Annotated in this window: 20 protein-coding genes and 1 tRNA gene; 19 read left to right on the plus strand and 2 right to left on the minus strand. The window is 37.6% G+C overall.

Features of this window, described 5'->3' with window-relative positions:
• The first annotated feature begins 396 nt into the window (after positions 1-396).
• The 16 genes from ACP8HH_RS04690 (at position 397) to ACP8HH_RS04765 (ending at position 9,815) form a co-directional block, all read left to right on the plus strand.
• Positions 397-855, plus strand: a complete 459-nt coding sequence (locus ACP8HH_RS04690) for a hypothetical protein (RefSeq protein ID WP_438316531.1) — start codon at positions 397-399, stop codon at positions 853-855.
• A gap of 142 nt (positions 856-997) precedes the next feature.
• Positions 998-1,246, plus strand: coding sequence for a hypothetical protein (locus ACP8HH_RS04695; RefSeq protein ID WP_438316534.1), 249 nt, complete (start codon positions 998-1,000; stop codon positions 1,244-1,246).
• Positions 1,247-1,282: 36 nt separating this feature from the next.
• A complete protein-coding gene (locus tag ACP8HH_RS04700) occupies positions 1,283-1,876 on the plus strand; it encodes a hypothetical protein (protein ID WP_438316537.1) in 594 nt (197 codons plus the stop codon).
• A 36-nt stretch (positions 1,877-1,912) separates the two neighbouring features.
• On the plus strand, positions 1,913-2,047 hold the full coding sequence (locus ACP8HH_RS04705) for a hypothetical protein (protein WP_438316539.1): 135 nt from the start codon (positions 1,913-1,915) through the stop codon (positions 2,045-2,047).
• Between the two features lie 139 nt (positions 2,048-2,186).
• A complete protein-coding gene (locus tag ACP8HH_RS04710) occupies positions 2,187-2,519 on the plus strand; it encodes a P27 family phage terminase small subunit (protein ID WP_438316542.1) in 333 nt (110 codons plus the stop codon).
• Between the two features lie 18 nt (positions 2,520-2,537).
• Positions 2,538-2,705, plus strand: coding sequence for a hypothetical protein (locus ACP8HH_RS04715; protein ID WP_438316545.1), 168 nt, complete (start codon positions 2,538-2,540; stop codon positions 2,703-2,705).
• A gap of 29 nt (positions 2,706-2,734) precedes the next feature.
• A complete protein-coding gene (locus tag ACP8HH_RS04720; RefSeq protein WP_438316547.1) occupies positions 2,735-3,382 on the plus strand; it encodes a hypothetical protein in 648 nt (215 codons plus the stop codon).
• A complete protein-coding gene (locus ACP8HH_RS04725; protein WP_438316550.1) occupies positions 3,382-3,846 on the plus strand; it encodes a hypothetical protein in 465 nt (154 codons plus the stop codon). The genes ACP8HH_RS04720 and ACP8HH_RS04725 overlap by 1 nt, the downstream gene beginning before the upstream one ends.
• Before the next feature lie 63 nt (positions 3,847-3,909).
• On the plus strand, positions 3,910-4,359 hold the full coding sequence (locus tag ACP8HH_RS04730) for a hypothetical protein (protein WP_438316552.1): 450 nt from the start codon (positions 3,910-3,912) through the stop codon (positions 4,357-4,359).
• A 68-nt stretch (positions 4,360-4,427) separates the two neighbouring features.
• A complete protein-coding gene (locus ACP8HH_RS04735; protein ID WP_438316555.1) occupies positions 4,428-6,683 on the plus strand; it encodes a phage tail protein in 2,256 nt (751 codons plus the stop codon).
• A 22-nt stretch (positions 6,684-6,705) separates the two neighbouring features.
• A complete protein-coding gene (locus ACP8HH_RS04740; RefSeq protein WP_438316558.1) occupies positions 6,706-7,026 on the plus strand; it encodes a hypothetical protein in 321 nt (106 codons plus the stop codon).
• 421 nt (positions 7,027-7,447) lie between these two features.
• Positions 7,448-8,107 (plus strand): hypothetical protein, encoded by a 660-nt coding sequence (locus ACP8HH_RS04745; protein ID WP_438316561.1) that lies wholly within the window; start codon positions 7,448-7,450, stop codon positions 8,105-8,107.
• Entirely contained in the window at positions 8,088-8,375 is a 288-nt protein-coding gene (locus ACP8HH_RS04750; RefSeq protein ID WP_438316564.1) for a hypothetical protein, read from the plus strand. Before ACP8HH_RS04745 ends, ACP8HH_RS04750 begins: the two co-directional genes overlap by 20 nt.
• A gap of 25 nt (positions 8,376-8,400) precedes the next feature.
• A complete protein-coding gene (locus ACP8HH_RS04755; protein ID WP_438316567.1) occupies positions 8,401-8,808 on the plus strand; it encodes a protein-export chaperone SecB in 408 nt (135 codons plus the stop codon).
• Between the two features lie 393 nt (positions 8,809-9,201).
• Complete coding sequence (locus ACP8HH_RS04760; protein WP_438316570.1) at positions 9,202-9,585, plus strand: helix-turn-helix transcriptional regulator; 384 nt, start codon at positions 9,202-9,204, stop codon at positions 9,583-9,585.
• Positions 9,586-9,653: 68 nt separating this feature from the next.
• Positions 9,654-9,815: a hypothetical protein gene (locus ACP8HH_RS04765; RefSeq protein WP_438316573.1), complete on the plus strand. Its 162-nt coding sequence runs from the start codon at positions 9,654-9,656 to the stop codon at positions 9,813-9,815.
• A gap of 157 nt (positions 9,816-9,972) precedes the next feature.
• On the opposite strand, the gene ACP8HH_RS04770 is transcribed toward ACP8HH_RS04765, so the two are convergent.
• A tRNA-Val gene (locus tag ACP8HH_RS04770) sits at positions 9,973-10,045 on the minus strand.
• A gap of 136 nt (positions 10,046-10,181) precedes the next feature.
• Between ACP8HH_RS04770 and ACP8HH_RS04775 the strand changes: the two genes are divergently transcribed.
• Positions 10,182-11,030, plus strand: a complete 849-nt coding sequence (locus tag ACP8HH_RS04775) for a DNA-3-methyladenine glycosylase family protein (RefSeq protein ID WP_438316576.1) — start codon at positions 10,182-10,184, stop codon at positions 11,028-11,030.
• 68 nt (positions 11,031-11,098) lie between these two features.
• On the opposite strand, the gene ACP8HH_RS04780 is transcribed toward ACP8HH_RS04775, so the two are convergent.
• Complete coding sequence (locus tag ACP8HH_RS04780; protein ID WP_438316578.1) at positions 11,099-11,254, minus strand: hypothetical protein; 156 nt, start codon at positions 11,252-11,254, stop codon at positions 11,099-11,101.
• A gap of 139 nt (positions 11,255-11,393) precedes the next feature.
• Between ACP8HH_RS04780 and ACP8HH_RS04785 the strand changes: the two genes are divergently transcribed.
• Positions 11,394-12,344, plus strand: a complete 951-nt coding sequence (locus tag ACP8HH_RS04785; RefSeq protein ID WP_438316581.1) for a Gfo/Idh/MocA family protein — start codon at positions 11,394-11,396, stop codon at positions 12,342-12,344.
• A 73-nt stretch (positions 12,345-12,417) separates the two neighbouring features.
• Positions 12,418-13,806 carry an aldehyde dehydrogenase gene (locus ACP8HH_RS04790; protein WP_438316584.1) on the plus strand — a complete coding sequence of 463 codons (1,389 nt, stop codon included), beginning with the start codon at positions 12,418-12,420 and terminating at the stop codon, positions 13,804-13,806.
• Positions 13,807-13,862 lie beyond the last annotated feature (56 nt).

The raw sequence follows: 13,862 nt of genomic DNA on the forward strand, positions 1-13,862 counted from the left end.
GACAAGTAGGACAATTATTATTGAAATTGCAAAATGTCCTACCTCGATTACCCATAAGGGATAAGGGATTGACTGAGGTAGTAGGACAAGTAGGACAAGTAGGACAAAAATAATACTACGTAAGAAGAAGAAAGAATACACCTCGCATTTTAAAAGATTATATATATATGGAGGTATTCTCCCGTAAAACGTTCTACTTGTCCTACCACACTATGGAAACACGATAACCACGGGGCTAAGTAGGTAGGACAATCATAAAAAAATGTCCTACTTTGTCCTACCTTAATCTACAAATGTCCTACCTTTAAGAAATAACTACTAAAAACAAAGAGAAAAGAGGAAATAAAATGCCACAGGCCCTACTACATTACATTCACATAAAAGGAAGATATAAAAATGAAAAAGAAGAAAACGAACCGCCAACTAAAATTGGAAGAAATGCACAAACAATTTAACGGAATGACAGATTACGAGATTGAACACTTCATACCAAAAATACCTGTCACGTTATTCAAACGAAAATCAGACGGAAATGTCGGTTCATGTATTGCCAGTTGTCCGATATGTGGAAGAAAGCATTTACATCATTGGAAAGTCGGTAACAACGAGTACCGGGTGGCTCATTGTGAAAGAGTGAAATACCTAGTTTATCCGATGCAATATGAATTGTTTCTCGACTGGAATTATTCGAATAACGCCAAATACAAAGATCAATATTTACAGCAAATAATTGATTATGAAAGAGATCCCGAAGAATTTCAGAAAGCGGCTCGAAAGAAACAGCGTTATTACCATAATGAACTTGAAGCAAAACGAGAAAGAAAACTCGATCAAAGATTATCAGGTCATTGGTGACAAATTAAAAACACATAGAAAATCCGCAGGCCCTACTACTTATTATTTTTCATAAAACGAGGTGTAAAACGTGTGGCATAACACATTAGAAAAACACGATTACCAGATACTAGAATCATATTGGTTGAATTACCCGAAGTTAGTGAAAGAAAAGAATGAAAACTCAATGAAAAACCACAGCACCAAAAACATTACATCTGCAATTGAAACACTGTACAACGGTTCAGATGGTCTTATGAGGGACTTTATCGAAACAGGATACTTTGATTCAAACGTTAAGGTTATAGACTCAAAAAATATAGCAGACCAGTTGATTACATCGAGGTTCAAGGTTGCTAGGTTAAGAGAAGGTTTAATGGAAGATACAGCCAAATTAATCGGCTGGGTGTAACAGACATTTGTGCCCCTAACTGAAAACCTGGAGGTGGTGAGGATTCGAAACATAGACGAGTGGCAACTATTCCATTTAGCACAAGCGCTTACAAGAGCAAAACGGTTGGAGAAGTTGAGGATTGATTTTCATGAAGAACTGTATTCTTGCATCATATACCCATCGGTTCAACTAGACCAGCTAGAAGTCCGTGGTAATAATCCAGCGACAGATTCCCAAGCGATTAGGATCATTGAGGCAAAGGAACGATACGAAAGAAAAATTCATAAAGAATATGATCGTTCTGTCCGTTGGAAAGAATTGTTGAAATGGGTGGATGGAAACGACAAACTTATTATGATTCGATACTTTGAGAAAAAGAAATCTGTACGACCCGAAATAATCAGTCGTTTACTTTCCCAAATTGAAAAGCATCTCGACCTAGAAGAAAGACGTTTCGAACAGCAACGGACGGAACAATCGACAACTGATTTTAAAAAGTATCAGGAACAAACTCAATCGTTTAGAAAACCAATTGCAACAACGGTAGGAGAAGAGTTCGACAAGATACAGTATCTAATCAGTGGCCAGTTCATTTACATGACACCAGAAGAGTATGCGGATCACTTACAACAATCAATGGTTTTCTAAAGGGGGAACGACGTGGCGATTAAATATAAGTGCCAAATGAGTTCAGTTGATAAGCGAGTGGAGTCAGCGCGTAGGATATTGAAAAGATTAGAAAGTCAGTTGAAGAAGGAACATCACATTAAAAAGAAACGTGATGCGGATCATCAGCGGCGAGAAGTTAAACACTCGTAGACAATAGGCCCCCCGTCAAATAATCCAGCTTCTTATTTTTAACCCAAAGGACCGAAGGGGATTCTTCTCTTCAGATTTATTCTTAAACACGCGCGTAATAGTGATTTGGTAAAATATGCAAAATGAAGGGAGCGATAAAATGGCTAAAAAAAAACATGATGCCTTGAGAAAAAGAATTGAAAAAGACTTGATGGACCAGCTTGATGAAAAAGAAATAACAGGAAATCAATATACGGATTTGGTACAGGATTATCTTTCCTTATGGGACTTGAAAAATTCTCTTGTGGACGACATCGAAAATGTTGGAATAAAGATCCCCGGTATGCATGGCCCAAAATCGAATCCATCAATAAACGACCTGCATAAGACTAATGACAGAATGCTAAAAGTTTTAGATGCTCTGGGGTTGAAAGCTTCACCAGTAGAACCAAATAAAAAAGGAAAAGCATATTCAACAAATGACTTAATGTAAAAAAGGAGGTGAGATATATTGCAAAGTTACGGACAGAGAAACGGGCAAGTCACAGGGGACAGACAGGCTCGTATACAGAGACTCGATGCAAAGATAAAACAAACTAATATACAGATTCTGCAATTTGAAGACAAGGAGAAAATGAAGAAACAAGAAGTGAAAAACAAAATTGCAAAGCTTTACTAAAAAAACTATAAACGGAAAGAGGAATATGAATGAAAAAGACACCGTTAATTGACGCTAGTAATTATTTTAAAGAATCCGAAAAGGTGATTCAAATTGTGAAAGATCGCCAGGAAGATATCCACCGTTCATTGTCAGAAAAGAGAAAGCTAGAAATTGCAAAAGAATCCCTAGAAACAGCATCATCGCGTGAAAGTTTCGACGCACTTAATAACATGATAAAAGACCTTGAGTTTGAAATAAAACACGGAAATGATGTGATTCCCGCTATTCCAGAAAAGTATCAGAATAAAATTGCTTTTAATCGCGTTCACGAAGAGGAACAAATTGACTTAGAAATAGCTAGGCAAAAAGAGCTTCTACTAGAGGTAGTGAATGGCTTAGAAGAATCATTAATCAATACTTTACAGAACATCGAAGGTTTAGAAAAACGTAAATTAATAGGTAAGAAAGTTGATATTCTATTAGATGGAAAAATTACAAAAGACAATAATATTCATAATGTTTTTTATCACGCTAATGGATTATCATTTTCGGCTGAACATATCCACGCCAAAGAAGCACACGAAAAAGGGGAAAAGTTATTTGACGCTTTAAAGAAAATCGCTACAGCACCAAAGCAACCAAACGGAATTAATAAACCATCTATTTTTGATCGCATCTTAGGAGGGAAACAATAATGAAACGTTTTGATAAAGAAGTAAAAAAAGAAGAGTCCCGCACACCGTTGTTTTATTATCCGTACCACGTTGAATTGAAGTCTGATTTAGCTAAATCGACAATAGCACAATACTTCTACGGTAAAACTACAAGTTACGCTTTATCGTTTCAAAAGAAAGATTTGGCGTTGCTGAATGAAGAAAATATGAAAAAGTTAACAGGAAGATATGTTTTCCATTATAAGGACTCTCGGGAAACGATATCACAACAAATAGCAATGGTAAAGCACGTCGCGCCTATTGCTCTGGCTCACAAAGGAGTAAATGGATTTATCCACTTCAAACCGGGTATGACGGTTCACGGTGTATGTTTAGAAAAAGGAAAAGATTTCGAAATCATTGTTGGTGAACGTGTGGAAATCGAACAACCAGTGAAACTTTCATTCGATGATCTCCCTGATTTGATGGGTGTAGAAAACGAATAGTAAAGGGGGTGAATGTACAAAAAGTAATATGTAATTTAAAAAACAGAAAGGAGGTGAAGTGAAATGGCTATGCCAAAATCGGTTACTCGGGTAAATAAAAACGGTGTTACATTTATTTCTAACGTGGACAAGGTACAGTATACGATTCACGAATTATCAAGACGTGCGTTAGGCGATTCAGCAAAGTTCGTTCGTAAAAGAATTATTGATGATTTAAAAAAGTTACCTGGTATGAAAGGGGCGAAAAGACCATACTCGGGTGTTAAGTTTAAGGTTGCAAGGTGGGAAACTGGCGCTCAAATAGGTTTTTCCCATGATACATGGTACGGAGCAAAATCTGAATTAGGCACAAGCGGTCAACCAGCAAGAAACATATTGAGAAATTCCGTATATAACAACATTGACGAAATAAGGAAAATCCAAGGGCAATATTTATCAGCGGTTAACGATGAAAATAGGGCGGCGGGTTTAATCAGTGAAGAAGAATATGTGAACGCGGAAGGGGAGGATTGATTTCCTATGAAAACTTTAAATGAGAAAGGAAGGCGATTACTGTAGAGCTATTCAAATTGGTGGGTTCGGTGTTTATAGATAACTCAGACGCTGATAAATCCATATCCAAGACGGGTGATAAAGCGGATGGCCTTGGTACGAAGTTAGGAGCAGGCATTAAAACAGCCGCTAAGTGGGGTGCGGCAATCGGAGCTGGAGCATTAGCCGCAGGGGCCGGAATGTATAAGATGGCCACAAGTTCCGCGGAAACTACTGACCGTATAGACAAGCTTTCCCAGAAGATAGGGATGTCACGTGATGGATTTCAAGAGTGGGATTTCATTATGTCCCAATCAGGCGGCTCTGTTGAGCAGTTACAAATGGGATTCAAAACGATGGTTAACTCCATTGACCAAGCCGTAGCGGGTTCAGGTAAAGGTGCAGACTCGTTTAAAAAGTTAGGCATTAGTGTTAAGGATGCAAATGGACAAGTTAAGGACCAAGAGACTGTATTCAATGAAGCGGTTATTGCTCTCCAAGGTATGGAAGAAGGTACTGAAAAAGCTAAACTAGCAAACGATCTGTTTGGTCGTTCGGGTGCTGAAATGATGCCACTCCTAAACGGTGCGGCTGGTAGCGTAGAGGATATGAAGAAACAAGCACATGATTTAGGACTTATACTAGGTGACGATGCCATAGATGCCGGAGTAGCATTTACCGATACAATAGACCAATTACAACGTTCGTTTCAAACGGCTATTGCGGCAATCGGCGTACAGTTCATGCCGATGATAACAAAGTTTGCTGATTTTATTATAGCGAATATGCCGACCATACAGGCTGTAATAGGAACAGTGTTTGGAGTGATTTCAGACGTAATCGGTGTGGCGGTTGAATGGCTTTCAAAAGCGATTGATGCAATCGGTGATGTTGTCACTTCGATATCTGAATGGGCGGGCGAAAATACCGAACTATTAAACAGAATCAAAGAATCGTTCATGTCGTTATTTGACGGAATTAAAGAAGGATTCGGGACAGTCGTTGAATGGGTCAAGAAGTTCGGAACGTTAGTAAAAGAAAATGCGGATATTGTTATTCCAGCAATCGTTGGTATGGTCGCAGTCATTATAGGTTCGATGGTTCCGGCATGGATTGCATCAGCTACAGCAGCTATAGCCAGTGCAGCGGCAACGGCTTTGGCATTCTTGCCTGTCACACTAGCAATTGCGTTGGTAGGGGTAGTTATCGCAGGGTTAGCCCTCATATGGCGTAAGTGGGGCGATGATATTACACGCATTACGAAGACCGTAGTCGAAGCCGTAGTTACATGGTTTAAAGATATGAGTGAAAAGATTAGCGTGGTTGTTAAAGCTATATCAGAGGGCGTAAAGGTTGCATTTAACCATGTGAAAGACAACATAAGTGCCTCACTCGAATTAGCTAAAAAAATCATTTCAACGGTACTCGATTACTGGAAGAATACATTTAATAATGTCATGGCATTCCTTAAAGCACTCGTTTCAGGTGACTTCGAAGGTATGAAAAACGCAATCAAAGCACAGATGGAAAATGCAAGTGGTTTAATAACAACGATCTGGAACGCTATCAAAACATTCTTTGGTACTATACTAAAAAGTTTAGTGGCATTAGTTGGGGATCAGTTCCAAGAGATTGTTCGGAAAGTCAAAGAAAAGATGGACAATGTATTAACTGCTATTTCCGGCGGATTTAGTGATGCGCTTAGTTTCATCAAAGGTGTTGGAACTGACTTCTTCAATGCGGGAGCAAACATCATTGGCATGGTTGCGGATGGTATCAAGTCGGCAGTGGGTAAGGTCACGGGTGCGATTAGTAACGTAATGAGTAAGGTTAGGGATTTCCTACCGTTCTCACCTGCTAAAGTTGGACCATTGAAAACACTGAATAAGCTTGATTTTGGCGGTCCTATATCTGACAGTATTGAAGACGCTATTCCAGAAGTAAGTGGGATGATGGCGAAATTGTTTAATTTGCCGAAACTGTCACTTTTAACACCGATTTTGTCAGATGGCAATCAAGAGCCTGGTGAGATTGGAAAGTTTAGTCCGAGAACAATGCCAAGTGTAATCGACACACACAGAAGTTTTAATTTAGGAAAAACGCCACATAACAGGGGCAGTGGAAGTAATCACGGCACCGACGAAAAAATGGCCGAATTAATAAAAGCCATTTACTCTTTAGCGTATCGTCCACAGGTATTGAGAGTTGACGGTAAGACAATTGCAGAATCGTCTTATAAGGATATTTCGAGAATGATGATGAGAGATATTAAACAAACATCACGAGCGATGGCAATGGATTGGTGATAAAACGAGAGGGGCCCACTGCATGAAGCGAGTAAAATTGGATTGGGATAAGAGCATGAAGATCCATACCATCTCTATAGAATTCATTAAATTAAGGCACCTTGCCGACAAACTCATAAGAAGGGGTAGAAGGCATCAATCTTTTGTTGAATTCAAAAAGACGGAGAAACATGCACTCTTCATTCTTCAAGGGGTAAAAACTTCATTAGAGACCGCGAAGAAATTGCATCATGTAAAGGCTACACCTGTCATCATGGAGCGACTAGATGAGTGTGTCAGAGTTGTAATAAAGGAACGGAAAGAAGTAGAAGATTTACTTCGTTCAATCAAAAGAGGGGCTTAGGCTCTTCTTTTTTTGTACATATTAACAAAGTAGTTGAATGCTCTGATTGATAAACGGATTGATTTTAAGCATTATTTGTCACTACGAGTAAAAGAATACTAAAAAGTCGTAAACTGATTATTGAGTTGGAATATTCCGTTTACTACTTTGGAAACTCACTCGATGCAATCCTATCTGTTTTGTGAGTTTGGTAATAGTAAGGGTGGAATTTAGGATAAGGGCTTAAAAACGCATCAGGAGGGTGTGTAAATCGACCTATTTATTATAGTGGGAAACGCTTCACATAGTACGGTGTGTACTGTATCATAAAGAATAGTAATAGATATTTGTAGTAGTATTTTTTAAGTTTAAACTAGTATTCTAATAGTTTGTGCACTATTTGCTTTGATTAAATCATATAATGAATTTGAGAGATGACTCAATGAGACCAGTAAATTTTTATTCATATCACGGAACTTCACTAATTAAAGCTGAGGAAATAATACGGACAAATATTTGGAAACCAATAATGAAGCGTGGAGACCATTGGTTAGGCCACGGAAGTTATTTCTTTAGAGAAGACTTTGAACAGGCAAAAATATGGGCAAGAACTAGATATGATACAGATTATAAAACAAAAAAAGATTTACCTGCTGTCGTTGAAGTAAAGATAACCTTGGAAGGTGAAAAGTTTCTAAACCTAGATTCTAGAGAAGGTATTAAGTTCTTGGATTCTCATATTAGCTATTTAATTAAAGAAAAAGGCTTATTGATTGAGGGACCAGAAGAACTACTAAAGACACCAGTATTAGCATGTTTTGTTTTTTCAGCAATAAATAAACATTTAAAGTGGGTAATACTTAAAACGTTCCCTGGGAACAGTAACCGTTATACGGATAATCCACAGTTGAAGGCATTAAGTTTTAAACATAAAGAAAACTTGATTACTTTTAATTTATCAGGTACACAAGTATGCGTTAGGAATAATAAGGCTATAAAAGAAATGAGTATAAAATGGCCAGTACAAGAGAATGCTACTAATAAAATTTCAGTTAGTGCGGTTAGAAGGGGGATAATTCCAAGTGAACTATTCGGTAAATAATGAAGAATTAGAACTAATTGCGAAGGAATTGGGATTGAAAGTGAGTTTTGATTCTCAAACACCAGGCGTATTAAATACAACTACTAAAGAAATTACACCTTTAGATAGTTATTTCGGCGATTTTTTTCATAGTGTAAATGAGAAGAAAATCATCGATATGGAAGAATTGACGAACATGAAATTAAAAACAATAAAACCTAAAAAGAATAAAAAAGAACTTAACGATTTTTTGGTTTTTACTGATAACTATAATGTATTAGCAGGATAATTTATAGTATATGTGAGGTAATAGTATGAATGCATTGTTGCAGTTTAAGAAGTTTAAAGTATTGGAAATGGTATATAAATCTAGTTTTTTAACAAACTTTGATGAAACAGTTTCCCCAACTTTTGGCGTCGAAATTGGATTAAATGAGGATAATAACCGACAAGCCATCGTCCACCTAAGTGTAGAAATTGGTGACCAATCAGAAGATGATTATCTAAAGGTGGTTATTGCTGGATTCTTCGCTTTTGAAACAGATGAAGATGTGAAGGATGATATTATTTATAATTATTATGAACTAAATGGGACTGCAATACTGTTTCCTTATTTAAGAAGTATTGTTTCCGACTTAACGAGTAAAGGCGAAGATTCTCCAATAATTTTACCTACAATTAATATTCTCGCATTACTTAAGTCAAAGGAAAATGATGATTAAATTTAAAAATTATGAGACTGGAGCTTCGGCTCTTTTTTTGTTTGTAAATATATTTTATTACTTCCATAAACTACTATCACAGGGTGTAAAACCGCCCCTCCTAGCAATAGTTTAATACTCAGACAGTCAAAGGGTCCAAAGTCGCAAGAAAGGGCTTGTGTGGATTTATTAGAGGCTGTTACTACACTTGTAATAAAGTTAATTCAATTCAACGGATTGTTATTACAGGTGTAGAAAATGGTTCACTTTTTCTTAGGTTTCTTCATCTGCATGGGAAAATCAATCTTTTTTCCATACTCAATAATTTTCTTCGCTTGTTCTGCTTCTTTTTTTGTATTTAGCATTTCAATATGGTATTACTTTAATCAATAAATATAAAAAGAGGTGCAAATTTTGAACTCTGACGATTCGCAACTACCAGAGGAAACGATAAGAACTTTAATGGATTTCTTTAAGAACCTTCCTATCTCGAGGTTGATTGAAATAAAGCATGAAGAGCAAGGAAATGTGAGGAATGACGTTTGTGAGAAAGAACGAACGGCACACTTTAAGGATGGTGAATATTTGCCATATATGGGAGAGGGATCAATGCAATCCAAACTTTACGTAAAAAGAAAAGAAAGTCGATTAAAGCAGAAAGATGTTGCAGAAATGTTGAAGATCCATCCAGTGACGTACCACAAAAAAGAAAGCGGAAAAAATGAATTTGAACTACTCGAAGCCAAGATGTTAGCCAAGTACTTTAATGTTACTCTTGATGATCTATTTGGGGATTGAAGGGATTGGCGTTTTTTAGTTACGAATATGGGGCAGAGTATAACAATAGACTGAGAAGGAGGTTCGACATGAAAACGCAAAGAATACCAGATGATGTCAAAGCTGCAATGTGGCAATTCTTTTTAAAAACATCTGTTCCAAGATTAATTGAACAAAAAAGAAAAGAGCAGGCTAAATTAGAAGCTTTGGCGGAAATTGACGAGGTAAAAGATGAAATGGATAATGATTAGGAGTAAGCCAATTACAATGGTTTAAAACGCATTATTAAATATTTTTGCGTCACATTTGCGTCAAACAGTAAATCACAAACAAAAAACACCACCTCCGAAGAGATGGTGTTTACGAGAAAACCGTGTTCCTACAGCGTTCTCAAGAGCCTAAGCCCTATGGTCCCAGAGGGGTTCGAACCCACGACCTCTACCTTGTCGAGGTAGCGCTCTCCCAGCTGAGCTATGGAACCGGAACTTATTTCGTGTGCAACTAAATACTGCACAAGTTCTATTATAGCAAGCCTGTAAAAGAAGTCAACAAGTTTCGTCAAAGAAGCTATATACGGTATAATCCATATAAATGCGGAATTAACAAGGAGCGTTGATTTGATGGAGACAACAATTACTCTTCCATTTGTTTATGACTTTACGAGAGCGCTAGATAGACTTTCAAATGAAGCGATGAATTCTGTTGATTTATCAACAAGTTCCATAAGGTTTCCGATGGAAGAAGGTAATCTTGTAAAACTTCAAGCGACTGGAACTACTGAACGGCCTTCCTTTTTACTTAAGGGGACATTGAATGATGCTCAAGTTGAGGAAGTAAAATCAATTTTTCATTTTGATAGATCATTAGTTGATATACAAGCCCATTTTATGGACACGGATCTTGCACCGATTTTTTCTGAACATGTAGGAACGCCGATTGTTCGAAGTTTTTCACTTTATAGTAACTTAATGCGAAGTATTATTCACCAACAATTGAATATGTCTTTTGCACATACACTTACAATGCGTTTTGTTGAAACGTTCGGCAGTGAAATGGATGGTGTGTGGCGTTTTCCTTCACCTGAAAAAATTGCTTTACTTGCAATTGACGAGCTAAGAGAAATGCAATTTAGTGCTCGGAAAGCTGAGTATATGATTGGCTTGTCTCAAGCGATAGCCGAAGGTTCACTGGATCTGGAAAAATACAAATATATGGAAGATGCAGAAGTGACGGCTGACTTAATAACATATCGAGGTGTTGGTCCGTGGACTGCACAAAGTTTTCTAATGTCTGGACTTGGGAGACCGAACGTTTTTCCAATCGCAGATATTGGATTACAAAATGCATTACGGCGATTGTGGAAGATGGATAAGAAACCTTCGAAAGATGAGATTGCGATCCGTTTCCCGGATTGGTCACCATATTTAAGCTACGCCGCACTTTATTTATGGCGAAGCATTGAATAGTAAGATGTGAAACAGCCATTCCAAATGATTATTGGAACAGCTGTTTTAAAACATATTTTAAATGAATGTTAATGGAAATCTGCTGTTTCTGGTTCAGTTTCAGTTTCTGTTTCATCGAAATAGAGGAAATTCTCTTCTTCGAGTTCAGCAAATCGGTCTTTATTGATACCAAACGAAAGGTCTCCTTCGAAAATCGTTTCCCACCAAGTTTCGGTTGTCGGCATTGTATTTCCTCCTCAATTCTATATTGTTTAATCATTTTCTACCCGACGATCCCTTTAGACAAACGTTTAATTGGTGAAAAGGGTCTAAAGACTTATGAACTTTCGAAATATTTAAATACTTATAAAAGGGGCTATTGGGATGAAAAAAATCACATTTGCAATTGTTGGAACGGGTATTGTAGGCGAACGGATTATTAATCAGTTGCAGAAAAATGATGGAATAGAAATCATTGCTGTTTTTGATGAAAATAAACACCGTCTTTCTGAAATAGCGAATAGATATGAGTTAACTGTGGCATCCTCTTACGACGAAGTACTCTCTCTTAAGCCAGATTGGGTCTACATTGGTACACCACCTGTTTCGCATGCGTCGCTAAGCAAACGTGCAATTGCTGTAAATATAAATGTACTTTGTGAAAAACCGCTCGCACATGATGCACTTGATGGCGAGTTGATGGCGAAAGCAGCAGAGGAAAGTCTTGTTAAAACGGCGATGCATTTTCCTCTTATGTATAGCCCACCCGTTCGACATTTAATGAAAATGATTGAAACAGGTGCGATTGGTGACGTCGTTCGTGTTGAGTTAAGTACTTATTTCCCGCACTGGCCTAGGTTGTGGCAACAAAATCCCTGGATTGGTTCACGTGAACAAGGCGGTTTCACTAGGGAAGTTTTCCCGCATTATTTTCAGCTTATGTACAGAATGTTTGGGCGGGTAACCATTACTGAACACAACACTGTTTATCCTAATGATAATGCACTTGCTGAGACAAGTGTTCTTGCGATTGGTAAGACGGAAAAACATATACCTGTTTTATTAAACGGACTAACGGGTGTAGGACAATCAGAAGAGCTGTCTTACATAGTATATGGAACGGAAGGGGTTTTAAAACTGCACAATTGGGCCGAACTTAGCATGGCACAAAAAGACAGGCCTTTTGAAATATTGACTTCTTTCGATTCGATAAATACATTGGTGGAGGAATGCATCGCGGCCTCACAAGATGAAGATGCATTTATTGTCCCATTCTCAGAGGGGCTTGAGATACAAAGACTTATCGACCAACTTTTGGCAGTGCAGAACCGATAAGTAAGTGTTTACTATTGCATTGACAGACTAATCTATCTATCATCGAAATAAATACTAGAATGGAGGAATTGCTTTGAATTTCACTGCAAACGATGTTGAATCAATGATTGCTTCTCAGAGAGAATTTTGTTTCTCTGGTGAAACGCGAAGCGAAGCATTCCGAAAAGAAATGTTGTTAAAATTAAAAGATGCAATTCAGTCACATGAAGAGGAAATCACATTAGCACTACACCGTGATTTAAGAAAAAGTTCATTTGAATCCTATGCTACAGAAATTGGATTTGTACTTTCAAGCATTTCTATGATGGTTAAAGAACTCGGTATATGGATGGAACCTGTAAAAGTAAAAACACCAATTCATTTACAACCTGCACAAAGCATGATTGTACGAGAGCCGTATGGATCTGTATTAATAATTGGTCCATTTAATTACCCATTTCAGCTAATTATGGAACCGCTTGTAGGAGCGATTGCAGGTGGAAATTGTGCGATTGTAAAACCATCTGAAACATCTGTGCATACGGCAAAAATAATAAAGAAAATACTTATGGAAACATTTCCTCCTGACTATATCCGAGTTGTCGAAGGGGAACGTGAAGAAACAGAAGTCCTAATTCATGCTTCGTTTGATTATATTTTCTTCACGGGTAGTGTGGCTGTTGGAAAAGTAATTATGCGGGCTGCATCAGAGCGACTGACTCCAATTACACTTGAGCTTGGAGGGAAAAGCCCAGCACTTGTAGATCAGACAGCCAATTTAAAAGTAGCTGCCGAGCGAATTGTATGGGGGAAATTTATAAATACAGGTCAAACATGTATTGCACCTGATTATCTTCTTGTGCATCATTCTATTCAGGATGAACTTGTGAGAGAAATGATCAACGCTATAAAACGATTTTACGGAGAGGATGCTTCGAAAAGTCCTGATTATGGTCGTATTGTAAATGACAAGATGTTTGATCGTTTGGCTAAAATCATTGAAAGAGAACAATCGCAAGTTATTCATGGTGGCTTAGTGGATCGTAGTGATTTGTATATTGAACCAACACTATTAGACGGTATTTGGTGGAACAGTCCTTCAATGGAAGAAGAAATCTTTGGTCCGATTTTGCCGATTATAACATATGAAAACTTAGGTGAAGCCGTTCAACAAATCCAAAAGCGTGCCAAACCATTAGCGGCGTATATGTTTACAGAAAATAAGATGGCTGCTGATTATTTTATTGAAAACGTACCGTTTGGCGGTGGATGTATTAATGATACGATTTCCCATGTTGGGAATACCAACTTGCCATTTGGAGGCGTAGGTCCCTCAGGAATGAACGCTTATCATGGGAAATACAGTTTTGATTTATTCACACATCCAAAATCAATATTGAATAGAAATACATCGATTCCGATGCGTATCGCATTTCCTCCTTATGGCAATAAACTCAAATTCATAAAACCGCTTATCCGTTAATTCGGAAGCGGTTTTTTTATACAATATTTTTGGTTTTCAAGTGATTAAAAGGTATA

The organism is Sporosarcina sp. FA9 (assembly GCF_051550205.1).
Taxonomy (GTDB): Bacteria; Bacillota; Bacilli; order Bacillales_A; family Planococcaceae; genus Sporosarcina.